Genomic DNA, 24,375 nt, shown 5'->3' with positions numbered 1-24,375 from the left:
GGCATCAACTCTCATTCAGGTTGCGACAAGGCTTTTGTGCTGGCACTGCCAAGCGCAATGGCGGCGTCACTTTCATCCTTTAGCGCAACCCCGCTTGCCCCCAGCCAGAAGGCATTTTCAGTGAGCCAACCCAGCTTGAAGGCCGCCGTTTCATAACTCAAACCTCCCGGCCGGATATTGGAAATGCAGTTGCGGTCTGCATCCGTACATTGCCGCCTTGGCGCAAGTGTCAGATAGGCGCCAAGGCTGTCAGCGGAGGAAAGTCCGGGGCGTTCGCCAATCAGCATGATGGACATGCGCGCCTGCAACAATTCACCAATATCATCGGCAAGCGCCACGCGCGCCTGAGAGGCCAGAACAAGCGGGCCGAGCGAAAAGCCCATTTCACGCAGGCGCGCCACCAGATGCCGCAACAGCTCTACTGCGCCAGTCTGCACGGCCTTGGATGAAAGCCCATCGCCGACGACAATCACCACATCCGGCGCCGTTTCCGGCTTATGCGCCTCAAGCATGGCGCGGGATGATTGCGACAGAACCCGCCCAAGGTCAGGCCGCCGCAGATAGATCTGCCGGTCGGAAGCAGCGCTATCAACCTTCACGATTTCAAGGCCCAGCCCAGCACAGTCCTCCGAGAGTACCGCAAAATCGAGCGGCATGTGGACAGCATCGCGTGCACGGGCATGATCAAGGGTAAATTCCAGCACCGCGCGCGTTGGCAGGCTTGCGCCAGCACGCCCCAGCCCCAGCCGCGCAGCCGTGATTTCCTTTGAAAATTCAATCGCATCGCGCGTGACAATCGAAGGTGCATAAACCCTGATTTCAGACGTTTTATCGGCTGTCATGCCACCAACCTCGGCATTGCGGAAACAAACGGGTGATCCTTGCGCAAAGGAATGATCCCGCCGCTTTTGTCAGAAATATCCATGCCTTGCAGCCATGCCTCGAATTCGGGCGCGCGCTTCACGCCAAGCAGGTCACGAATATAGAGCTGATCATGATATGAAGTGGACTGATAGTTCAGCATGATGTCATCAGCCCCCGGCACGGTGATGATGAAATTGATGCCCGCCGTGCCAAGCAGGGTGAGTAAAACGTCCATGTCATCCTGATCGGATTCCGCATGATTGGTGTAGCAGATATCACAGCCCATCGGCAGCCCCATCAGCTTGCCGCAGAAATGGTCTTCCAGACCGGCGCGGACAATCTGTTTGCCGTCATAAAGGTATTCCGGCCCGATAAAGCCAACCACCGTATTCACCAGAAGCGGCTTGAACGGACGGCAGGTTGCATAGGCACGCGCCTCGCAGGTCTGCTGGTCGACGCCGTGATGTGCATTGGCCGAAAGCGCCGAACCCTGCCCGGTCTCGAAATACATCACATTCTGACCGACCGTACCGCGACCAAGCGAAAGACCAGCCTCGTAGGCCTCCTGCAAGGTCGACAATGAAATGCCGAAGCTCGCATTGGCCGCTTCCGTACCTGCAACAGACTGGAAAACCAGATCGACCGGCACATTCTGCTCGATCAGTTTGATGGAGGTTGTTGCATGAGTGAGCACGCAGGATTGGGTGGGAATATCGTATCTGCTGATCAGCTCATCCAGAAGATGGATGATGTCCGCCACCGCCGCCGGTGAATCGGAGGCCGGATTGACACCAATCACCGCATCGCCGCAACCATAGCTCAGACCTTCCAGTGTCGAGGCAAGAATGCCACGTGGATCATCGGTCGGATGGTTTGGCTGCAGGCGCGTTGCCAGCGTTCCGCTCAAACCGATCGTATTGCGGAAACGGGTGACGACTTTCGTCTTGGCGGCAACGCGGATCAGATCCTGATTGCGCATGATCTTGGAGACAGCCGCGACCATTTCTGGCGTCAGGCCCGGTGCCAGACGCGCAAGGCGCTCCGTTGTGGCTTCATCCGACAAGAGCCAGTCGCGAAATTCTCCCACCGTCAGATGCGACACGGGTGCAAAGGCTTCCGCATCATGTGTGTCGATGATCAGGCGGGTAATTTCATCTTCCTCATAGGGAATGAGCAGTTCCTTGAGGAAAGCGTTGAGCGGAACTTCGGATAGACAGATGCGTGCTGCTGCGGCTTCTTCGGCTGAAGTGGCTGCGATCCCGGCAAGCAAATCGCCAGAACGTAAAGGCGTTGCCTTTGCCATTAATTCTTTGAGACTTTTAAAGACCCAGGTAGTGTTCGACAAAGTCACTTTATAGGTCATAACAAGACGTTCCCCATTGTATTATGCTTTCCAGCATATTGCTGTCATTCGATTCCCACACTGCCGGAAGGTCAAGCCAATATGTCGAAAACCAAAGGGAAAAGCAAAATTTATACCCAGTCCGTGGAGCATAGCAGGGCCAGATACGCGACCTTTCTGATAAGTCAAAATGACTGCTCATGAGAAACCAACAATTCCCGAATTCACCAGGGCATAGACTCATTACGTCTCGCATCAGGTGCAGGCCGCGACGAATTTGACGGGAGAGATAGTTGCGGAGTGCTTGTCGTATCGGCTTGCGATGCAGCGAAAATCCTTGAGCCGACAGAACACCCGCTCGATGAGATTCCGACCACGATAGGCGCTGCGGTCGTATACGCGTGGGGATTTCGGGTCGGATTGGGAGGAATGACTGCCTCGGTTCCCTGACCAGCAAGCCAATCGCGCAGACTGGCTGCATCTTAGGCGCGGTCGGCCGCAATTGTCGCTCAGTGCATGGGTTTTGGTCGTGCGACCGCCGCGCAGGGTGTCAATGGCATGATGATAAGCCACCTTTTACCCCCGCCGCCAAACGATGGCCTTGATGTGGGTGGAATCAACCGAACTGATGAACACACCGCTTGAACCCGGTCAGGGCGTAGAAGATCTGCTCCCATACGCCCGGCCTGTTCCAGCGATTGCAGATCGTCGTGCAGCGGCCGTAAACGGGTGGACAGCCCTTCCAGCGTCCGCCAGAGCGCAGCATGCGCATGATGCCCGAAATCTCTCGTCGGTCATCCACCCGCCGCGCACCGCGCCGTCGGCATATGCCGCTGGATTGCCTTCCGCTCTTCATTCGAGAGCCAATACATAGACTGCTTCCTTGCCATCGGTGCCCCGCCGAACCACAAGGAATCAAACAATTGCCCAATCCGCAGCCTTATTGCTTATTGCGCCTGACTGTAAACTGCCGCTTATGTATTGTTGACTTACCGGCACAAGTCATTGAAATTATTGGTGAGCGCGCAGGGATTCGAACCCTGGACCTACTGATTAAAAGTCAGTTGCTCTACCGGCTGAGCTACGCGCTCCCATGCGACCAAATCGCCCCGGGATTGGCGCGGAACATAAGGGCGCCTTTCCGAATGGTCAACACCATAAAAGCGTGTTTGTTCAACATATTTAGAGAAAAATGCAGATTCTTGACGATTCCGCACCGTCAATTATGACAGTTAAGCTCCTTGTCATAGATCTTCTGTATTCAAAACATACCTGCCACAGATCAAGCGACCTATACTGCTACCAGCTTCTGATTCTTCAAAACCATCCTACCAAATGACTGGCCAGACGTTTTCGACGCCACATAACCAGACGATCGGCGTCGTTTTTGAGGCTGACAAAAATTGAGGATCTGCAATCAATCTGAAGTGCGCACCCAAAGGCGCGCGCCACATCCATCAATAATCGCCGAGCTTGATGTCGGGCGTATATTCAACGCCTTCAACTTCCTTCACCACCGGCTGGCCACAATGCATCACGCCGGTTGCCGCATTGAAGGCATAGGTTGGCGAACCATAGAGCTGCCAGCCCTTGTTCAGGGCAGCCGTCACGCGATGGCAAAAAGTCGCATCGTCCGGGCCAGTGATAAATCGATAAAGCTTCATGACTTCCATCCTTGCTATTGTTCTCCAGCCAGCGCCAGCAAACGCCGAGCCATATCCAGATGCAGACGTTCAACCATCTGACCATCCAGTGAGACAACGCCCTTATCAGCATTTTCCGGCTTGGCAAAAATTTCTACAATCCGGCGCGCCTGAAGCAGATCCTCTTCTGACGGTGAAAAAGCGCGGTTGGCTGCATCGATCTGGCTTGGGTGAATCAACGTCTTGCCATCAAAACCCATCGCCGCACCTTGCGCGCATTCAGCTTCAAAGCCCGCCATATCGCGGAAATCATTGAACACGCCATCCAGCACCGTCAGCCTTCCAGCCCTTGCCGCAAGGATGATCTGCATCAGCCATGGTACCAGATAGGGACGGCCGGCCATTGGCCGCACGCGGGTTTCGCGCGCAATATCATTTGGCCCGACGACGAAACAGGCAAGGCGTGCGGCAGAACGCGAGCCCAGCGCGGCAATTTCGTCCGCATTCAATATGCCCCGCGGGGTTTCGATCATCGCCCAGATCCTGACCGAGGGATCCGCATCATGCTGATCAAGCGCTTTGGCCGCTTCTATAATGTCCTGTGGCTTCTCAACCTTGGGCAAAAGGACTGCATCTGCACCGCATCGTGCAGCGGTGGCAATATCATCTGCTCCCCATATGCTGTCGCCACCATTGACGCGCACCACGCGCTCGAATGGTACGGACGGATGCTCGCTGAAATGGGAAAGCAGGGCTGCACGCGCCGAAGCTTTCGCATCCGGCGCAACGGAATCTTCCAGATCATAAATCACGCAATCTGGCGAAAGACCAACGGACTTTTCGAGTGCGCGCTGGTTGGCGGCAGGTACGAAGAGAACGGAACGACGTGGGCGAAGGATCTGTTTCATGCCCGATTTGTGCACCGAACAGCGCAAACGCGCAAGCGTATCCGGCATGAGAATTGCGACCTATTTTGCCCCAGCCCATCAGAAAACCACCAGAAACATTGACTCTGCGTTTTGCTGATGTAAATCAGAGCGCAACAAAGCTAGCATCCAACCGACAGGTTCTGCATATGGATAAGTTCACCAAGCTCACGGGCGTTGCCGCTCCTCTGCCGATCGTCAATATCGATACCGATATGATCATCCCGAAGGATTATCTGAAGACGATCAAGCGCACCGGACTTGGCAAGGGTCTGTTCGCTGAAATGCGTTACAACGAAGACGGTTCTGAAAATCCGGATTTCGTTCTCAACAAGCCAGGCTATCGCAATGCACAGATTCTGGTCGCCGGTGATAATTTCGGCTGCGGCTCGTCGCGTGAACATGCGCCCTGGGCATTGCTCGATTTCGGCATTCGTTGCGTCATCTCGACCTCGTTCGCCGACATCTTCTACAATAACTGCTTCAAAAACGGTATTCTGCCGATCAAGGTCACGCCGGAAGAGTTGGAAAAGCTGATGGATGATGCGTCGCGTGGTTCGAACGCAACCTTGACCATCGATCTGGAAGCCAAGGAAATCACGGGCCCGGATGGCGGCAAGATCACCTTTGAACTGGATGAGTTCAAGCGCCACTGCCTGCTCAATGGTCTGGACGATATTGGCCTGACCATGGAAAAGGTAAAGAGCATCGACGCTTTTGAAGCCAAGCAGGCAGCACTGCGCCCATGGGCGTAATGGCTTCAAAAGCCGGCAGTGACACATTATACAGGCAGTCGGGTTGAGCCGTTGATTAGCACCAGATTGGACAAGATGGCTCGCGAAGACCAGAGCGGCGACTGGGCGGGACGATTCTCGCCCTCGCTTGACGAGATCGAATCAATCGCGATCGAAACCCTTGCGCGCTTGCCGCAGGAATTTCGTGCGCTTTGCGGCGATCTCATCATCCAGATTGCCGATTTTCCCGATGATCAGATCGTCGAGGACATGGGCCTTGATACGCCTTTCGACCTGATGGGGCTGTTCGAGGGGCAAGGCATCGGCCAGCGATTCAGCCTGCAGACAGGCGACACGCCAAACAGGATCACCCTGTTCCGCCGCGCCATTCTGGATTACTGGGCCGAACATCAGGAAACTCTGGGTGATATTGTCGCCCATGTGCTGATTCACGAGATTGGCCATCATTTTGGCCTGTCGGATGCAGATATCCAGGCGATCGAAGACCAGGCAGAATAACACCCGGAAATCACTTTCCGGGTGTCTTTTTTCATTGCACTGACTTGTATTTTTCAGATTCTTTGCCTGATTGCTGACCCAGCCCATAGTCCCCAGAGCACGCCCGTCACCACAAGATCAGGTGGATGATCACCATCCACTTGATATGCTCGGAGCCATATTTGCTGGTGTCCATGAAGACCTTCAGCAGGTGAATGCCGGAAATCGCATCAATTGACGCCACAAGTTTGAGCTTCAGCGCCGGGAAATCCACTTCGCCATGCCAGTCAGCCATTCCTTGTGATCGTCCAGATCCATAAGGCTGATGAATTTTCATAACCGGAATAGATCACGATCATCAGAAGATTGGCGGCAAGGCTGAGATCAATCTTCAAGCAATCATCAAAAGCGCCCACAAACGCCCCATGCAACTTGCCGCATATAGAAAGGAAGTGCGGTGAGAACCAGAAGGATCTTAATGGTTTTCTTGAGAATTTTGGTCAGATCCCAATAACCCGCAGATCAATCATAAGAGGCAAATTGTGACGATCCCGTCAATTTTGCGTGCATTTCTACACCAGAATACGAAATTCTGCCCAAGCCGCAAAAGAAAAATGAATATTATCAATATGTTGCAAGATCGCCTATCCACAATTTCCTATTCTGCTCGCGATTTGTGTTGACTGTTAACATTGTGTTAAAAACACTTTGTTGCAATAAGATACATTTCGTTATTTTTCGTGATGGTGGATTTTTGAATGGGCAGAAACAGGCAGATCAGAAAACATTCGCCTGACAAGGCGAATGAGGTTGCCGTGATGCCGATTTCCGGCATGATCACTTTCTTTGGCCTGTTTCGCGCCTACTGGATTTCCGATCGCTGGAAAGAGGCATGGGGCTTGACCATCGCCATATTTCTGCTGACCGCCTTCATCAGCAAATCCATGGTCTGGATTGCCGAAGCCTCCGGCAGTCTGATGAATTCCATCGTCAATGTGGATCTGCATTCCTCGGAACATCCGCTGGTACTGATCGGCATCAATGCAGGCATTCTGGTCCTGCTGATGCTTTTGAAGGATGTCGCACTGGTCGGCAGCCGCCATTTCCTTTCCGTCACATTGCATCGCAAATGGCGCAAATGGCTTAATGACACCTTTTCCGCCGCCCTGCTTGACGCCAACCACACCCATTTCCATCTGCAACAGGGCGACAGCAAATCCCTGCCCGACAATATCGACCAGCGACTGCAGGAATCGATCAAGAACATGACCGGCGGCGCAATTGGCCTGACCATGGGCATTGTCGGCGTTTTGCTCTCTGCCTTTTTCATTGGCCAGAAGCTGATTGAAATGTCGACAGAAGTCCGCGGACTGGAATTTCTGGGAACCTATGCAACCGCGGCAATCGCCTTTCTCACCATTGTGATCTATGTCCCCATCGGCACGATGATTGCCGTTTTCATGGGGCGGCGCCTTGAGCGCCTAAACAATGGCATGCAACGCGCCGAAGGCTCCTATCGTGGTGAATGGGCGACCTTGCTGCGCCAGAGTTTCCAGATTTCTGCTTCTGAAGGTGAGCAGGTTCAGGTGCGTGTCAACAAACGTCTCTATGATGATGTCGACCAGACATGGCATCGGCTCAATCGTGTTGACGCGGCCTATCTGGCCTTTTCACAAGCCTATGGTTTTCTTTCAAACCGCATCGTTGCTTATCTGCCGGGGCTTACAACTTATGTCGGTGGTTCCGTTTCGTTCCGCAACTTTATCACCGGCGCAGAACTTGTTGCTGCAATGATCAATGATTGTTCTTGGTTCATTCAAGTTATGCCAGCAATTGCTAATCTAAGGGCCAATGCCGTCCGCGTCATTGATCTCGCCAAGGCAATTGAAAATGTGCGCGAGCCTTCCCACTATTATGCCCGCACCGGCACCAGCCGTTTTGCCTTCAGACAACAGCATCCACAGTTTGGTCTGTCGATCCGCAAGGTTACCCTGCTGGTGCAGCCAAAGGACACAACACCGCTGTTGCGCACTGGCATCATGGATCTGCGCGCGGGCGACTGGGCCTATATGCGCGGGGCCTCGGGTACTGGCAAGACCTCTCTCCTCAAGGCGCTGAATGGCCTGTGGCCTTATGGTTCGGGCGAGATCATCTATCCGCATCAGGCACGCAGGCTTTATGTACCGCAGGAAGCACGCTTTCCATCCGTATCGCTCAAACAGCTTGTCTGCCTGCCGGAAGATGCCGATAATCATCAGGACGTGACAATTGCCGCCATTCTGCATGAGGCTGGCCTTGGTGAACTGATCGAACACATTCATGACCTTGGGCCCAGCCATCTTCCGTGGGACATGGCCCTGTCTGGTGGACAGAAGCAGAAACTCATGCTTGCCAGGCTGCTCCTGCACAAGCCAGACATCATCTTTCTCGATGAGGCAACCAGCGCGCTTGATCCGCAGGCCAAGATGCAGTTCCACGCAGCTCTCAAATCGCGTTGCCCCGATGCAATCGTGATCAGCATCATGCATGAGCACCGCATACCGACCCTTGCCAAGGGCGAGGGCATTTACACACATGTGATCAATATTCGTCATGGCTTTGCAAGTTTGCAGCCTATCAATAGCGACATGCATGATCCGTTTACAGACGATAAGGTGACGCTGGTCGCAGCCGAATAGGACACGACATGTTCTGACCAGTATTGTTCCGGTCAAACCGGATGCCGATCAAACCATCCGTTCCTGTTCAGCTTCTGATCGTCAACAGGAACAGTCTGTCATAACAATTTCTTGCATGTGTCCAAATTTAGACTATATCTAAATCTGGACACAGGAGGAAAAAATGGCGCGAGCCTCGACAGCAAGACAACAGACCATCGCAAAAGGGCCAGACATGCTGGATGTCGGGCGTTTTGCACCTGCTGTCCGCAGGCGGCTGAGCGCACCGGGGCTGCGCACATTTCTTGCCATTGCCGATCTTTGGGGGCTTGATGAACAGCAGCGCCGCCTTGTGCTCGGCCTGCCGTCGCGCTCGACCTATTACAACTGGATCAAGGCCGTGCGTGAACATCGCGCAATCACGCTTGATGTCGATGTATTGCTGCGCCTGTCGGCCGTGCTTGGCATTCATCAGGCGCTGGGCGTACTCTATCCTGATGAGGGAAAGGCCATAAGCTGGCTTAACACGCCCAATCAGGCCATGCCCTTTGCCGGACAGCCACCATTACGCCTTGTCACAAGCGGCACGCAGGACGGACTGCTCACAGTGCGGCGCTTTCTCGATGCAGCACGCGGCGGAATCTATATGTCACCCAATGAGCTTGATCGCGAATTCCTGCCCTATAGTGATGATGATGTGATCTTCTCGTGAAACGTAAAGCTGCTCCACAGCCGAGTTACCGGCTGATTCCATCCCGTTTTCCACCAATTGGCCTGTTTGATACGGTCACGACCGCAGCTGACCTTGAAGCCGTGATGGAACTTGCCGGCTGGACCAATGACCGGCTGGTGGAAGAACGCCTGCATCGTCTGCCCCGCAGCGAATGGGTCTATGGCCGGGCCAATTCCAGCATTGTCATGGCAAGCTTCATGCATGTCGCACCCGGCGGCATGCGGTTTAACGGACCGGAGCTTGGTGCCTGGTATGCCGCCGCCTCGCTGACGACATCCGTGGTGGAAGTGGCGCACCACATGCGCCGCGAAGCCCATGCCACCGGCATGAAGGAAATCGAACGCGATTTTCGCGTCTATACGGCACGGCTTGCAGGAAAATTTGTCGATATATGCGGCAAAGCCGCTGCCATGCCGGATATTTATGATTCCAGCGATCATTCAGCAGCCCAGCAATTTGGCGAGGCAATGCGCGCGGCAGGCGAAACCGGCATTCTTTATGACAGCCTGCGCCATAAGGGCGGCATAAATGTCGTTTCCTATCGGCCCAGTCAGATACTGGATGTGGTGCAGACCGATCATTACCGCATCAGCGTCAGCGCGGATCACAAACAGATCCGCGCTGCCAAGCTCAATAACTGAGCCAGCTCATTTCACCACGAAACCATGGGCGAATGGGTCACGATCATCAATGAAGATCGTGTTGATGCCGGTCTGGCGTGCCCATCCGGCGATGGATGGAATGATCGCATCGCGGCCAGCAACCGTGGTTGCCGCCTCGACCCGGCCCTTGAACAGCGAACCGATGATCGATTCATGCACGAATTCATCACCAACCTTCAACTTGCCTTTGGCGACAAGCTGCGCCATGCGCGCCGAAGTGCCCGTGCCGCAAGGCGAACGGTCAATCGCCTTGTCGCCATAAAACACAGCATTGCGGGCATGGGCTTCCGGCTTGGTTGGCTTGCCCGTCCACTGGATATGGCTGAGACCACGGATTTCCGGATGTTCCGGATGGACGAATTCATATTTCTCATTGAGCGCTGCGCGCAGCTTTGGCGACCAGCCGATCAGCTCACCGGCGGTATAATCTGCCATGTCGGTGAAATTCTTCTGCGGCTCAACAATGGCGTAGAAATTGCCGCCATAAGCGACATCCACCACAATTTCACCCAGCCCTTCCACTTCCGCCATCAGACCTTCAGCATAAAGAAAGCCCGGCACATTGGTCAGACGCACTTCCTCAACAAAACGGCCTTCCTGACGATAGGTAATGTCAACCTTGCCCGCAGGTGTGTCGATTGACAGTTTGCCCGGCTCACGCGGTGTGATCAGGCCATTTTCAATCGCCATGGTGATCGTACCAATCGTGCCATGGCCGCACATGGGCAGGCAGCCGGACGTTTCGATGAACAGCACGGCAACATCGCAATCCGGACGTGTCGGCGGATAAAGGATCGAGCCGGACATCATGTCATGGCCACGCGGCTCAAACATCAGGCCAGTGCGAATCCAGTCATATTCGCGCAAGAAATGTGCGCGTTTTTCCAGCATATTGGCGCCTTCAAGGCGCGGGGCACCACCGGAAACCAGCCGAACCGGATTGCCGCAGGTGTGCCCGTCAATGCAGGAGAAAGTGTAATTAGCCATTGCGTGACCTCAGTCAGAATCTTTGCGGGGAAAATGGTTTCATGTCGATCGGCGGCGTGGCGTTGCTCAACAGGTCAGCGACCAGGCGCGCCGTGCCTGCCGATTGCGTCAGCCCCAGATGACCATGGCCGAAAGCATAAATCACATGCGCCGTTGCCTTTGCGCGACCAATGGCCGGAAGCGTATCAGGCAAGGACGGCCTGAAGCCCATCCACTGCACGCCACCCTCTGGCTTCAGACCAGGCAGGAATGCCTTTACCTTGTTCAGCATGGCTTCAGAACGGCGGAAATTCGGCGGCAGCTCAAGACCGCCAAGCTCAACCGCGCCGCCAACGCGAATGCCGGTCGAAAGCCGCGTAATGACAAAACCATGTCCGCCGAAGGTGATCTGTGTCCGCAGATCAAAAGCATCTGATGGCAAGGTCGTGTTGTAACCGCGTTCGGTTTCCAGCGGAATGCGTTCGCCAAGCCTGGCAGCCAGACGATGCGAGAAAGCGCCAGCCGAAAGCACCACATCCCTGGCGCGGAAGCTGCGTCCGTCAGCGCTGATCACTTCCACCCCACCTTCAACCGGTCGAATATCGACAATATCCGCCCGCTCGATCGCGCTGCCGCTGGCGCGGAAATAATCCGCCAATGCCAACGTATAAAGCTTGGGATCGGCAATCGAATACCAGCCCGGCGTAAAGGTGCCATGGGTGAAGCGTGGTGACAGCCCCGGCTGGATTTCCGCCATTTCAGCAGCATTCATATGACGGAATTCAATGCCATGATCCTCGCGCGCCTTCCAGCCGGTGAAGGATGCGCGAAACTCTGCCTCACCTTCATAGACCTGAAGATTGCCTTCCTTGCGCAGCATAGGGAAAGTCCCGGTCATGTGCAGGAAAGGTTCAAGCTCTGCCTTGGCGAGATCCATCATGGCCGTCTGTGCCGTGATGGATTTGGCAACCTGCGCCGGCGAGCAGGCGCGCCAGAAACGATACATCCATGGCAGGATCTTCAGCGCATAGGCCGGCGGCACGGTAAGCGGCCCCAGCGGATCAAGCAGCCATTTGGGTGCCTTGCGCAGGATGCCAGGGGAAGCAAGCGGAAGAATGTCCGTGAAGGCGAAAGCCCCGGCATTACCTGCCGAAGCGCCCGCAGCTGGCCCCTCACGGTCGAGCACGGTCACCTTGCGCCCACGGGCATGCGCCATGATCGCCGCCGACAGACCAACAACACCAGCACCAATAACAATTACATCGCATTCACGCATTCTTCCGGCCCCATCAGATTAAAATGCCAGATCTTCCGGCAACAGATCCCTTGGCAAATTCTGATAACAGACCGGACGCAGGAAACGCCGGATCGCCAGTGTGCCAACACTGGTTGCACCAAAATTGGTCGAGGCCGGGTAAGGTCCGCCATGAACCATGGAATCGATTACTTCCACGCCGGTCGAGAAGCCGTTGACCAGAACACGGCCAGCCTTGCGCTCCAGCACCGGCAGCAGGCGGCGGGCATTGGCAAGATCAGCATCATCCATATGAATGGTCGAGGTCAACTGGCCTTCAAAACCCTTGGCAAGCGTAATCATCTCATCCACCGAGCCGACGCGCACGACAAGGCCAAGTGGGCCGAAAACTTCTTCGCGCAGCGTATGATCGGCAAGCAGGCGATCGCCCGTGGTCTCATAAAGATTCGGCAGCGCCTGACGGCCTTCCGATTCCGTACGATAAAGCGTCTTGACCGCATTGCTGGCCTCAAAGCGGGCCTGCCCCTTGCGATAGGCGGCGGCAATACCGTCGGTCAGCATGGTCTGCGGGCCAACCTTGGATGCGGCTTCAACGGCGGAAGCGATGAAACGCTCGGCATCCGGACCATCAATCACGATCGCAATGCCCGGATTGGTGCAGAACTGACCAGCGCCCAGCGTCAGCGAGCCAATCCAGCCCTGACCAATCGTTTCGGCGCGTGCCTTGATGGCTTCCGGCAGCAGGAACATCGGATTGACCGAACCAAGCTCGCCAAAAAACGGAATTGGCTCCGGACGTGCGGCGCAAAGATCAAACAGGGCGCGGCCACCGGCAAGCGAGCCGGTAAAGCCGACAGCCTTGATCAGCGGATGCTTGACCAGCGCATGCGCGATTTCATAGCCGGCATCATGGATGAGCGAGAAGACACCCGGATGAACACCGCATTTCTTGATCGCTGCCTCAATTGCAAGCGCGATGATTTCGCAGGTACCGGGATGGGCCGGATGGCCCTTGACCACAACCGGGCAGCCAGCGGCAAGAGCGGAAGCCGTGTCACCGCCAGCGGTCGAGAAAGCAAGCGGGAAGTTGGACGCACCAAAGACGGCGACCGGGCCGATCGGGCGTTCCATCAGGCGGATTTCCGGGCGCGGCGCCGGCTGGCGATCGGGAAGTGCCGGGTCAACGCGGCGGTCGAGATAATCACCCTTTTCAATGTGATCGGCAAAAAGGCGCAGCTGGCCGGTCGTGCGGCCGCACTCGCCGCGCAAGCGTACTTCCGGCAGGCCGCTTTCCTGCATGGCAATGACAACGATATCTTCAATGCGCGCATCAATTTCAGCAGCAATCGTGCGGATGAAGGCTGCGCGCTCGGCACGGCTTGAATAGCCAAAGCTCCAGAATGCGTCTTCCGCTGCTTCACAGGCCTTGTTTACCTGCTCAAGCGTGGCAGAAAAGAAGGTATGTACGGGACCATGCGCTGGCGATGATTGAAACGTCGTCACACCGTCCTGCCACTCGCCGGCGATCAGAACTTTTCCGGTAGGAATGAATGCCATCCGTCGAAACCTTTCTATAGATATCGCTTCATAAAACTCTCACTATCAATAAAAGGAGAGTTGCACAGCGCCCAAATTTGCATACAGTATGTATACAAATCTGGCATACCATGACAAGATAAAAGAAATTCGAAAACGAGGGACAATTGATGACCAACGGCGCCACATTCACCGTCGCCACCCTTCAGGAGCGTGTCGAAGCCATATTCAAGAAGGCAGGCCTAAACAAGGTGCAGGCGGGTGCGTTAGCGCGAGTGCTTGCTGCTGGAGAACGCGACCATTGCAAGTCGCACGGCGTCTATCGCATTGAAGGTGCGCTGCGTACGGTCAAGGCTGGCAAGGTCAATCCGACGGCCATTCCCGAACTGGTCGAGCAGGAGGCTTCGGCCATTGTGCGCGTCGATGCAAAGAGCGGTTTTTCCTATCCTGCTTTTGAACTTGGCCTGCCGGTTCTGGCGGAGCGTGCGCACAAACACGGTCTGGCAGCACTGGTTGTCAATGATTGCAGCCATTTCACCGCTCTCTGGCCGGAAGTTGAAGCTGTCACGGCCTATGGTCTGGCCACATTGATCATGTGCCCAAGCTATGCGACCGTTGCGCCTGCCGGTGGCACCAAGCCATTGCTTGGCACCAATCCCTATGCATTCGGCTGGCCACGTGAAAACAAGCCGCCTTATGTATTCGACTTTGCGACTTCCGTTGCCGCGCGTGGCGAGATCGAACTGCACCGCCGCGCTGGCAAGCAGTTGCCAGAAGGCTGGGCTATCGATTCCGAAGGCAACCCGACCACCGATCCTGAAACCGCACTTGCTGGCGCCATGCTGCCATTTGGTGGTCACAAGGGGTCGGCCATCAGCACCATGATCGAGCTGCTTGCCGCCATCATGATCGGCGACCGCACCAGCCCGGAAGTACTGGACTATCTCGGCACCACCACGCTTTCTCCCATGCATGGCGAGCTGATCCTCGCCTTCTCGCCGGAAGCTTTTTCGGCTGGCCGTCCAGGCAATCCATTTGAACGCGCGGAAAGCTTCTTCGAGGCGATTGTCGCTCAAGGTGCCCGCCTGCCATCCCAGCGCCGCTTTGACGCACGCAAGAAATCGGAAAGCGAAGGCATCAGCCTGAGCGCCGCAGAAGTCGAACTGCTCGACCGTCTGTACGAACAGGGACTCGACGCTGTTTCGCTCTGAGCGCAAGCACTGCAAGGATCAGCTTTCAAAGGGCGGCCTGGCCGCCCTTTATTTCATGAAATATTGCGCCAAGGGAGACTTGATCGGAATCAATTGCATCGCATAAGCTTTCTGTTAGCCGATAGCTGTGCGGGTCTCTTCAGTTGATGAGGCAAGGGAGGAGAACAGATATGAGCGGCTTTCTCCTGACATTCAATGCCGGTTCTTCAACTGTCAAGATTGGCCTTTTCCAGTTTGATCAGGCATCCGCCCGCCGCATCGCCAAGGGTGTGATTGATTTCGGTACCGAGCCGCCATCCTTTCACCTGAGACAGGATAACGAAGCATATGCCTTCATGCTGACAAGCAAGGCTGATGCGCCCATTGCCGCCATCCTACTGGAAGTAGCCACCCATCTGTCCGCCCATATCGACATGAACCGCATTGCCATGATCGGGCATCGCGTGGTGCATGGCGGCGATATATTTGCCGGCCCCGTGCTGATCGATGATGAAAGCCTCGCAAAGATCGATCAGTTGTCATCCTTTGCGCCGCTGCACCAGCCGCGCTGCGTTGCCCTGATCCGCGCCCTGCGTGAAGCCTATCCGCCTCTGCCGCAAGCGGCCTCTTTTGACACGGCCTTTCACCGCACCATGCCGGAAACGGTGCGCCGTTTTGCACTGCCGGCCGAACTTTATGCGCAAGGCATCAAGCGTTATGGCTTTCATGGGCTTTCCTACAAATCGATCATCGGCAAGATCGCCACGCACGATCCGGCGCTTGCAAGAAAACGCATCATCGCTGCACATCTTGGCAGCGGCGCCAGCCTTTGCGCCATGAAAGATGGCGTCAGCCATGACACAAGCATGAGCTTTTCCACGCTGGACGGCATTCCGATGGCAACCCGCAGTGGTGCGCTTGACCCCGGCGTTCTGCTGCATCTTCTAAGCCAGAACGGCCATTCCACCGATGAACTGTCGGATCTGCTCTATCACAAATCGGGGCTGCTTGGTCTTTCCGGCATCAGCGGCGACACGCGCGATCTTCTGGCCGATGGTTCGCCGGCAGCACTTGCCGCGCTTGACGTCTTCACCTTGCGCATTGCCGGGGAAATCTGCCGCCTTGCTGCCACGATTGGCGGCATTGACGCGCTGATCTTTACCGCCGGCATTGGCGAAAACCAGCCTTTCGTGCGCGAGGCCGTTTGCGAACGGCTTACCTGGCTTGGTCTGGAGCTGGACAAAGCTGCCAATGCCACCAACAGTTTCCGCATCACAACGCAATCAAGTCCGGTTTCAGCTTTCGTGCTGGAGACGGATGAAGAACAGGTTATCGCAGACGAAACGCTTGCGACCATCATGGCGAGCGACATCGCATCTCACGGCAAAGGATAGACACATGGCATCTCACGTGAACGCCCAACCGCTCAGCGATCAGGAACTGTCGCTCATTGACCGCTATTGGCGTGCTGCCAATTATCTTTCCGTCGGCCAGATCTATCTGATGGACAATCCGCTCTTGCGTGAACCGCTGAAGCCGGAACATGTCAAGCCGCGCCTGCTTGGCCATTGGGGCACAACACCGGGGCTGAATTTCATTTATGCCCACCTCAACCGTATCATCAACAAGCGTGATACCGATATTCTTTATATCTGCGGCCCCGGCCATGGCGGCCCCGGCATGGTGGCCAATACCTATCTGGAAGGCACCTATAGCGAGATCTATCCAGACATCGACCAGAGCGAAGCGGGCCTGAAAAAACTGTTCAAACAGTTTTCCTTCCCCGGTGGCATCCCAAGCCATGCAGCGCCCGAAACACCGGGCTCCATCCATGAAGGCGGCGAACTTGGCTATGCGCTGGTACATGCCTTTGGCGCTGCCTTTGACAACCCCGATCTGGTTGTTGCCTGCGTGGTCGGCGATGGTGAGGCGGAAACCGGCCCGCTTGCAACCGCCTGGCATTCCAACAAGTTCCTCAATCCGGCACGCGATGGCGCAGTTCTGCCAATCCTGCATCTCAACGGCTACAAGATCGCCAATCCGACAGTTCTGGCGCGTCTGTCCGATGAGGAACTGACCCAGCTTTTCAGCGGCTATGGTTATGAGCCTTTCTTTGTTGAAGGCAGCGAGCCGGAAAAGATGCATCAGGCAATGGCCGCCACGCTGGATACCGTGTTTGACCGCATTGCAACGATCAAGAAAAACGCTGATCCGAAATCAAACAAGCGCCCACGCTGGCCGATGATCATTTTGCGCAGCCCGAAAGGCTGGACAGGACCGAAGATCGTTGACGGCAAGATGGTCGAAAACCACTGGCGGTCGCATCAGGTTCCGGTGGCTGCCTGCCGCGAGAACGAAGAACATCGCAAGATCCTGGAAGACTGGCTACGCAGCTATCGACCGGAAGACCTGTTCGACGAAACCGGCAGGCTGAAGCCCGAATTGCAGGCCCTCGCGCCAAAGGGCAACAAGCGCATGGGCGCAACCCCTTATGGCAATGGCGGCCTGCTGCGCAAGGAACTGAAGACACCTGCATTGGATGCCTATGCGGTCAAGATCACCCAGCCCGGCGCGGTTGAAGAGCAATCGACCAAGGTACTGGGCAATTACTTGCGCGATGTCCTGAAGCTCAATGAAGCCGAGAAGAATTTCCGCGTCTTTGGCCCGGATGAAACAGCATCCAACCGCCTAAGCAGCGTGTTTGAGGCGACCGACCGCGTGTGGATGGCCGAAACTTTCGACAGCGATGATCATCTTGCCGCCGATGGCCGGGTGATGGAAATTCTGAGCGAACATATGTGCCAGGGCTGGCTGGAAGGCTATCTCCTGACTGGCCGCCACGGCTTCTTCTCCTGCTATGAAGCCTTCATCCATATTGTCGATTCCATGTTCAACCAGCATGCAAAATGGCTGAAGGTTGCGCGCGAACTGGAATGGCGCAAGCCCGTCTCCTCGCTCAACTATCTGCTCACCTCGCATGTCTGGCGGCAGGACCACAACGGATTCTCACATCAGGATCCGGGCTTTGTCGATCTTGTCGCCAATAAAAGCGCCGATATTGTGCGTTGTTATTTCCCGCCAGATGCCAATACGCTTCTCTGGGTCGGCGACCACTGCCTGAAGACATGGAACCGCATCAATGTCATCGTCGCAGGCAAGCAACCAGCGCCGCAATGGCTGTCGCTTGAAGAGGCAAGCAGACATTGCGAAGCCGGGCTTGGCATCTGGGACTGGGCCGGCACCGAAGATGGGCTGGAGCCTGATCTGGTCATGGCCTGTGCTGGTGACGTGCCGACAATGGAAACGCTGGCAGCGGTCGATCTTCTGCGTCAGGCCGTGCCGCATTTGCGCATACGCGTGGTCAATGTCGTTGACCTGATGACGCTGCAATCACCGCAGCACCATCCGCATGGCATCTCGGACGAGGAATTCGACCGCCTGTTCACGCGCAACCGTCCGGTGATCTTTGCCTATCACGGCTATCCTTATCTCATCCATCGGCTGGTCTATAAGCGCACCAATCATCCGAATTTCCATGTCCGCGGCTTTATCGAGGAAGGCACCACGACTACGCCATTTGACATGGCGGTGATGAATGAACTTGACCGCTATCATCTGGCAATCGCGGCCCTCGAACATCTGCCAATGGATAAGGCACAGGCAGAAACGACGATCAAAGCGTTCCGTAAAAAGCTTGATCGGCATCATGCCTATGTGCGCGAGCATGGTGAAGACATGCCGGAAGTGCGCGACTGGAAATGGCCTTATCCGCGCAAACCCTGAGCAGCAATGTGAACATGGATCGAAACAAAAGGCCGGGTTCGACCATCGAACCCGGCCTTTGCAATCGTGCTGAAATCGATCAGGCGACGACGGTCTTGCCGCTCTTTTCGAAACGCTTGCGCTCGTTGGAATCGAGATAGAGCTTGCGCAGGCGGATCGACTTTGGCGTCACTTCCACCAGCTCGTCATCCTGAATCCATGACAGGGCGCGTTCCAGCGTCATCTTGATCGGCGGGGTGAGTTTCACGGCCTCATCCTTGCCGGCGGCACGGATGTTGGTGAGCTTCTTTCCCTTCAGAACATTGACTTCCAGATCATTGTCGCGGCTGTGGATGCCAACGATCATGCCGGCATAAACCTTCATGCCCGGCTCGATGATCATGGGGCCACGATCCTCAAGATTGAACAGCGCGTAAGCCACAGCTTCGCCCTGATCGTTGGAGATCAGGACACCATTGTTACGGCCAGCGATCTCACCCTTAAATGGCTGATAATCATGGAACAGGCGGTTCATGATTGCCGTGCCGCGCGTATCGGTCAACAGTTCCGACTGATAGCCGATGAGGCCGCGGGTCGGCGCATAGAACACCAGACGCACGCGATTGCCGCCGGACGGACGCAGCTCGACCATTTCGGCCTTGCGTTCCGACATTTTCTGCACAACCGTGCCCGAATATTCTTCATCGACGTCGATGACAACTTCCTCGATCGGCTCCAGCATTTCGCCGTTTTCGCCTTGCTTCATGACGACGCGCGGACGCGATACGCCAAGCTCGAAACCTTCACGGCGCATGTTTTCGATCAGGACGGCAAGCTGCAGTTCACCGCGACCGGAAACATAGAAGGAATCCTTCTCGGTCGATTCCTCAATTCTAAGCGCGACATTGCCTTCGGCTTCCTTCAGCAGACGATCCCGGATAACACGACTTGTCACCTTGTCGCCTTCCGTGCCGGCAAGCGGGCTGTCATTGACAAGAAAGGACATGGTAACCGTTGGCGGGTCGATCGGCTGGGCGGCAAGCGGCTCGGTAACCGATGGATCGCAGAACGTGTCCGCAACCGTGCCCTTGGACAGGCCGGCAATCGCAACAATGTCACCCGCATGGGCTTCCTCGATCGGCTGACGTTCAATGCCGCGGAAGGCGAGGATCTTCGAGATACGGCCGGTTTCAAGCAGCGAACCATCCTGCGCCAGAACCTTGACCGACTGGTTCGGCTTGATGGAGCCCGAATGAATACGACCAGTGATGATGCGGCCGAGGAACGGATCGGCTTCCAGGATCGTGCCGATCATGCGGAACGGGCCTTCAGCAACCTTTGGCGCCGGAACATGCTTCAGCACGAGATCGAACAGGGGCGCAAGACCCTCATCCTTCGGGCCATCCGGATTGAGCGCCATCCAGCCATTGCGGCCCGAACCATAGAGGATCGGGAAGTCGAGCTGCTCGTCAGTCGCATCGAGATTGGCGAAGAGATCAAAGACCTCGTTGACGACTTCTTCATGACGGGCATCCGGGCGGTCGATCTTGTTGATCGCCACGATCGGGCGAAGACCAACCTTCAGCGCCTTGCCGACCACGAACTTGGTCTGCGGCATGGGGCCTTCAGCGGCGTCAACCAGAACAATCGCTCCATCCACCATCGACAGGATACGCTCGACTTCACCACCGAAGTCGGCGTGGCCCGGGGTGTCAACGATATTGATGCGGGTGTTCTTCCAGACAACAGAGGTCGCCTTGGCAAGGATCGTGATCCCGCGTTCCTTTTCGATATCGTTGGAGTCCATCATGCGTTCGGCAACGCGCTGGTTCTCGCGGAACGAACCGGATTGCTTCAGGAGCTCGTCGACCAGGGTAGTCTTGCCATGATCGACGTGTGCGATAATAGCGATATTACGCAATTCCATATGAGATCACTTCTGTATGAGTTGGGAGGCGCGCCACAAGTAGCCCCGCGCGGAAAAACAATGCGGCGCTCATACAGGTTTTTTCCGGATTTAGAAAGGGGCAGTCAGCGACTGCCCCGTTTTTCATCGTAAAACACCTGATTGATTGAAATCTTATCCGTAAAAACCGGCCATTTTTGGGCGGTCACGTCATAAAAGCGTGCCGGAAAGGATAAGCGTGGCCACGGTGAAATAGATCACCAATCCGGTGACGTCGACAAGGGTTGCCACGAAAGGCGCCGATGCACTGGCCGGGTCAAAACCGATCCGTTTGAGTATGAATGGCAGCATGGAGCCTGTGAGCGAACCGAAGGTCACAATGGCAACCAGCGCCAGACCAACTGTCAGCGACACCAGAATCCAGTATTCGCCATAGTCATAAATGCCAAGCTGCTGCCAGGCAATGATACGGGCAATGCCGATTATGCCAAGGAAGCTGCCAAGCGCTAGGCCAGATGGCAGCTCACGCAAGACAACACGCCACCAGTCCTTGAGCTTGATTTCCTGCAAGGCAAGTGCACGAATGATGAGTGACGTTGCCTGCGAGCCGGAATTGCCGCCCGACGACATGATCAGCGGAATGAACAGGGTGAGCACAATCGCCTTTTCCAGCTCATCCTCATAATGTTGCATGGCGCTTGCCGTCAGCATTTCGCCAATAAACAGCACACCCAGCCAGCCACCGCGCTTTTTCAGCATTTCCCAGAAGCCAATGCGCATATAGGGCTTGTCGAGCGCCTCCATACCACCAAAACGGTAGGCATCTTCGCTGGCATCTTCCGTCATGGCGTCCAGCACGTCATCCACCGTGACAATACCCAGAATATGCCGACTTTCATCAACAACCGGAACGGCAAGCAGGTCGTGTTTGCGGAACATGCGTGCAACTTCATCGCGGCTTGCCAGCGGTGAAATGGTGATCGGCTCCTCATCACGCGCAATGGCAAGGATCGGCTCATCCGCCTCACGGATGATCAGGCGGCGCAGACTGACCACACCCTGCAACACGCGCGTTTTCGGATCGACCACATAAATGGCATACACCGTCTCGCGCGTGCGCTCGACACGGCGGATATGTTCAAGCGTCTGCCCGACATTCCAGTTGGAAGGCACTACGGTGAATTCGATGGTCATCAGCGATCCGGCCGTATTGTCCGGATAGCCCATCAGCTTTTTCAGCGCGGCCTTGGTTTCCGGCGCCAGAATGGGAAACAGCCCAGTGCGTTCGCTATCATCCAGTTCCTGGAAAACGTCGGTCGCACGGTCAGCCGACATGCCATCAAGCAACAGCGTTGCCAGACCGGGCGGAAGCGTTGAAATGATTTCCGGCGCACGTTCCAGCTCCGGCTGGTCGAGAAGCCGGATGGCATCCTCGTGCGAAAGCTTTGCGATGACGGCAACTGCATCATCGAGATCAAGCTCGTTGACGAGTTCAACCGCATCACCCGTATGCATGCCTGCAATACGGACAGCGATTGCTGCTGCCGGCAGATCGGCAACGTTCAATACTTCCGGGGAGAAGTGGTTATCGGTTTTGAAACCGTTCATGGGCTCGCCTTTCTGTCGATCCGCCGTCAAAGGCAGACCCGGCGAGCCGACCGCGCACGATCAGACCACGAGTTGCCTTGACGGCTGACACAATCGACTCTGACTGTCGCTTGGCATAAGAGAGAAAACTCCGGTTGAAAGATGCGGTCGGACTTGAATAACACCGCTGGTGTGTGGTTTGCGACGAGAGGCGCACAAAGTCAACCCCTTGCAGGCCAACTTGCGGCATTTTCCAATCACTTGGCGACAGCCGCCCGTGATGGCTCCGGCAGACGTTGCCACAACAGAAAGCAGACTGTCGAGACAATCCCCAGCGCAGGCAGAAGAATTGCGAAGGCATGGACCGGATCACCGATAACGGCAGCCAGAACACCGCCAAGAAGTCCGCCACCCATCTGGAAAAAGCCCATCAGGGCAGATGCTGCACCCGCCATTTTCGGAAATGGCTGCATGCCTGCAGAGGACAAAACCGGCATGATCAAGGCAATGCCAAAGACAAACAGACCCATAGGCACCATGACACGCAGATAACTCGGTTCAAAACAGGTCAGCAATAATGCAATCAGGAGGCTGGCAAGCCCAATGGCAATGATGCCGACAATGCCAAGCTGGCGCGGGGTGTAATATTTCATCACGCGCCGATAAGCGAGACCACCAGCCAGATAGGATCCCGTCTGCAGCAGCATACCGACGCCAAAATTCGTCGCCGACATGCCGACCCGTCCCATCAGGATGAAGGGAAGGATGGTTGCAGCCGTATAAAGCGCCCCCGTCGCGCCACCAACCGACAGGCTCGGCAGCATGAAGTAGCGATTGGTAAGCAAGGTTCCATAGGAACGCACCAACTCCTTGGGCCGGATGCGGCTTAAATCCCGTTCCACCGTTTCCCTGATGACGAATATCGCCATCAGCACCACGCTGATGCCCAGCATGACCATGACCAGAAAAATGGCGTGCCAGCCGAAATATTCCATGGTCAGCCCGCCAAGGGTTGGTGATATGGCAGGCCCCACGGAAATGACAATGCCGATCAGGTTCATCACGCGGGCTGATGCCTCATGAGTGAAAAGATCGCGTACGATCGCCCGCGAAACCGTCACGCCGACAGCAGAGCCGATGCCCTGCAAAAAACGCGCGGCCAGCAATGTCTCGATATCGGTCGAAAAAACCGCCAGAACACTTGCCGCAAGATAAATGCCCATGAAGGCAATGGTGATCGGTCTGCGCCCAAAGCCATCCGACAATGGCCCACAGATAAGCTGCGCCATGCAAAAGCCGCCGAAATAGACCGACAGACTCATTTTCACCATGGCCTCGGTTGTACCAAAAGCTTGTACGATTTCCGTCATCGCTGGTGTGTAGAGCGACATCGAGATCGAGCCGATCGCGGCAAGGAGGCCCCCGACAATGCCGACGCGTAGCTCACTCATGATCGGGGCATCATCATTCGCCCTGGCTGCGGCTTTTTTCAATGGATCAGGATGTATTGTCATTTCTTGTGGCTATCCATGTGACTGGGGGAACAATCCGGCGCGGCCTCGGCCAGATTGTTGCGTATGGATTTCAGAAGTGCGTTGATTGCGTCCCATTCCTGCGCGCTCATGCTGCGCGAAACGGCGGCGCGAATATCCTTTGAAATGTTCAGGATGACCTGCAAGGCCGGTTCAGCCGCATCGGTCAGGTGAATCTGCTTGGCACGCCGGTCATCCGGATCAGCCACGCGCACAATCAGGCCATGCGCTTCCAGCCCGTCGAGATAGCCGCACAGGGTCATGGCCTCGATGCCCATGCGTTCGGCCAGAACCGTCTGGCGCACAGGCCCATGGCGAGCGGCATGAACCAGCGTGCGCGCCTCGGCAGGGGTAATGTCCAGCCCGGCATTGCCGATGCGGCGGTCAACTTCAGCACGGTAAAGGCGCGCCACATCCATCAGCAGGAAGCCAAATGAATCGGGATCCGGGAGGGTTTTCGACATTAGTAAGGAATCCTTATTATATGGTCGCATTATTACTTTAGAGCATTTCACTTTTTGATGGAACCATATCCAGCACTGGCGAAGTAGTTTAAGCATTCGCCAGGTTGGATTGTCTGAA

At 55.8% G+C, this 24,375-nt stretch carries 20 protein-coding genes, 1 tRNA gene and 1 pseudogene; 8 read left to right on the top strand and 14 right to left on the bottom strand.

All coding sequences use genetic code 11. The features are described from left to right. Positions 1-11: 11 nt before the first annotated feature. The 6 genes and pseudogenes from eutC to ACFO1V_RS13710 all read right to left on the bottom strand — a co-directional run bounded on the left by eutC (position 12) and on the right by ACFO1V_RS13710 (position 4,757). On the bottom strand, positions 12-842 hold the full coding sequence (gene eutC, locus ACFO1V_RS13735; protein WP_374831082.1) for an ethanolamine ammonia-lyase subunit EutC: 831 nt from the start codon (positions 840-842) through the stop codon (positions 12-14). Beyond that, on the bottom strand, positions 839-2,227 hold the full coding sequence (locus ACFO1V_RS13730; RefSeq protein WP_374831080.1) for an ethanolamine ammonia-lyase subunit EutB: 1,389 nt from the start codon (positions 2,225-2,227) through the stop codon (positions 839-841). Before ACFO1V_RS13730 ends, eutC begins: the two co-directional genes overlap by 4 nt. Positions 2,228-2,461: 234 nt before the next feature. Beyond that, positions 2,462-3,078, bottom strand: a pseudogene (locus tag ACFO1V_RS13725) (transposase). Between the two features lie 143 nt (positions 3,079-3,221). Further along, a tRNA-Lys gene (locus ACFO1V_RS13720) sits at positions 3,222-3,297 on the bottom strand. 366 nt (positions 3,298-3,663) lie between these two features. Continuing rightward, positions 3,664-3,870, bottom strand: coding sequence for a DUF1737 domain-containing protein (locus tag ACFO1V_RS13715; RefSeq protein WP_374831078.1), 207 nt, complete (start codon positions 3,868-3,870; stop codon positions 3,664-3,666). A gap of 14 nt (positions 3,871-3,884) precedes the next feature. Next, positions 3,885-4,757, bottom strand: a complete 873-nt coding sequence (locus tag ACFO1V_RS13710; RefSeq protein WP_374831076.1) for an HpcH/HpaI aldolase/citrate lyase family protein — start codon at positions 4,755-4,757, stop codon at positions 3,885-3,887. Positions 4,758-4,924: 167 nt separating this feature from the next. Here ACFO1V_RS13710 and leuD point away from each other — a divergent pair, with 167 nt between their 5' ends. After that, positions 4,925-5,530: a 3-isopropylmalate dehydratase small subunit gene (leuD, locus tag ACFO1V_RS13705; protein ID WP_374831074.1), complete on the top strand. Its 606-nt coding sequence runs from the start codon at positions 4,925-4,927 to the stop codon at positions 5,528-5,530. A 75-nt stretch (positions 5,531-5,605) separates the two neighbouring features. Then, complete coding sequence (locus tag ACFO1V_RS13700; protein ID WP_374831072.1) at positions 5,606-6,028, top strand: metallopeptidase family protein; 423 nt, start codon at positions 5,606-5,608, stop codon at positions 6,026-6,028. Positions 6,029-6,134: 106 nt separating this feature from the next. Here the strand turns inward: ACFO1V_RS13700 and ACFO1V_RS13695 are convergent, their stop codons facing one another. Further along, complete coding sequence (locus ACFO1V_RS13695) at positions 6,135-6,302, bottom strand: hypothetical protein (protein WP_374831070.1); 168 nt, start codon at positions 6,300-6,302, stop codon at positions 6,135-6,137. Between the two features lie 529 nt (positions 6,303-6,831). Between ACFO1V_RS13695 and ACFO1V_RS13690 the strand changes: the two genes are divergently transcribed. The 3 genes from ACFO1V_RS13690 to ACFO1V_RS13680 all read left to right on the top strand — a co-directional run bounded on the left by ACFO1V_RS13690 (position 6,832) and on the right by ACFO1V_RS13680 (position 10,038). Beyond that, the gene (locus ACFO1V_RS13690; RefSeq protein WP_374831246.1) at positions 6,832-8,685 is read left to right on the top strand and encodes an ABC transporter ATP-binding protein/permease; all 1,854 of its coding nucleotides are present in this window, start codon (positions 6,832-6,834) and stop codon (positions 8,683-8,685) included. A gap of 163 nt (positions 8,686-8,848) precedes the next feature. Then, on the top strand, positions 8,849-9,376 hold the full coding sequence (locus ACFO1V_RS13685; protein WP_374831068.1) for an antitoxin Xre/MbcA/ParS toxin-binding domain-containing protein: 528 nt from the start codon (positions 8,849-8,851) through the stop codon (positions 9,374-9,376). Beyond that, the gene (locus tag ACFO1V_RS13680) at positions 9,373-10,038 is read left to right on the top strand and encodes an RES family NAD+ phosphorylase (protein WP_374831066.1); all 666 of its coding nucleotides are present in this window, start codon (positions 9,373-9,375) and stop codon (positions 10,036-10,038) included. The genes ACFO1V_RS13685 and ACFO1V_RS13680 overlap by 4 nt, the downstream gene beginning before the upstream one ends. A 6-nt stretch (positions 10,039-10,044) precedes the next feature. Here the strand turns inward: ACFO1V_RS13680 and ACFO1V_RS13675 are convergent, their stop codons facing one another. The 3 genes from ACFO1V_RS13675 to ACFO1V_RS13665 are packed head-to-tail and all read right to left on the bottom strand — an operon-like array spanning position 10,045 to position 13,837. Then, positions 10,045-11,046 carry a 4-hydroxyproline epimerase gene (locus tag ACFO1V_RS13675; RefSeq protein ID WP_374831064.1) on the bottom strand — a complete coding sequence of 334 codons (1,002 nt, stop codon included), beginning with the start codon at positions 11,044-11,046 and terminating at the stop codon, positions 10,045-10,047. 13 nt (positions 11,047-11,059) lie between these two features. Then, positions 11,060-12,301 carry an NAD(P)/FAD-dependent oxidoreductase gene (locus tag ACFO1V_RS13670; RefSeq protein ID WP_374831062.1) on the bottom strand — a complete coding sequence of 414 codons (1,242 nt, stop codon included), beginning with the start codon at positions 12,299-12,301 and terminating at the stop codon, positions 11,060-11,062. 18 nt (positions 12,302-12,319) lie between these two features. After that, the gene (locus ACFO1V_RS13665; protein WP_374831060.1) at positions 12,320-13,837 is read right to left on the bottom strand and encodes an aldehyde dehydrogenase (NADP(+)); all 1,518 of its coding nucleotides are present in this window, start codon (positions 13,835-13,837) and stop codon (positions 12,320-12,322) included. Between the two features lie 149 nt (positions 13,838-13,986). Between ACFO1V_RS13665 and ACFO1V_RS13660 the strand changes: the two genes are divergently transcribed. From ACFO1V_RS13660 to ACFO1V_RS13650, 3 genes are all read left to right on the top strand, one after another. Next, positions 13,987-15,027 carry an Ldh family oxidoreductase gene (locus ACFO1V_RS13660; RefSeq protein ID WP_374831058.1) on the top strand — a complete coding sequence of 347 codons (1,041 nt, stop codon included), beginning with the start codon at positions 13,987-13,989 and terminating at the stop codon, positions 15,025-15,027. 170 nt (positions 15,028-15,197) lie between these two features. Then, a complete protein-coding gene (locus ACFO1V_RS13655) occupies positions 15,198-16,400 on the top strand; it encodes an acetate/propionate family kinase (protein WP_374831056.1) in 1,203 nt (400 codons plus the stop codon). A 4-nt stretch (positions 16,401-16,404) separates the two neighbouring features. Further along, a complete protein-coding gene (locus tag ACFO1V_RS13650; protein WP_374831054.1) occupies positions 16,405-18,789 on the top strand; it encodes a phosphoketolase family protein in 2,385 nt (794 codons plus the stop codon). Positions 18,790-18,868: 79 nt separating this feature from the next. Here ACFO1V_RS13650 and typA read toward each other — a convergent pair whose 3' ends face one another. The 4 genes from typA to ACFO1V_RS13630 form a co-directional block, all read right to left on the bottom strand. After that, complete coding sequence (typA, locus tag ACFO1V_RS13645; protein WP_374831052.1) at positions 18,869-20,695, bottom strand: translational GTPase TypA; 1,827 nt, start codon at positions 20,693-20,695, stop codon at positions 18,869-18,871. A 189-nt stretch (positions 20,696-20,884) separates the two neighbouring features. After that, positions 20,885-22,282, bottom strand: coding sequence for a magnesium transporter (mgtE, locus tag ACFO1V_RS13640; RefSeq protein WP_374831050.1), 1,398 nt, complete (start codon positions 22,280-22,282; stop codon positions 20,885-20,887). 236 nt (positions 22,283-22,518) lie between these two features. Then, positions 22,519-23,712 carry a multidrug effflux MFS transporter gene (locus ACFO1V_RS13635; RefSeq protein ID WP_374831048.1) on the bottom strand — a complete coding sequence of 398 codons (1,194 nt, stop codon included), beginning with the start codon at positions 23,710-23,712 and terminating at the stop codon, positions 22,519-22,521. A gap of 59 nt (positions 23,713-23,771) precedes the next feature. Continuing rightward, entirely contained in the window at positions 23,772-24,257 is a 486-nt protein-coding gene (locus ACFO1V_RS13630; RefSeq protein WP_374831046.1) for a MarR family winged helix-turn-helix transcriptional regulator, read from the bottom strand. Positions 24,258-24,375 lie beyond the last annotated feature (118 nt).

Origin of the sequence: Daeguia caeni, assembly GCF_042653845.1 — a bacterium.
Lineage (GTDB): Bacteria > Pseudomonadota > Alphaproteobacteria > Rhizobiales > Rhizobiaceae > Brucella > Brucella caeni.
The sequence above is the reverse complement of the archived record's forward strand: the minus strand, read 5'-3'. Positions and strand labels throughout refer to the sequence as shown.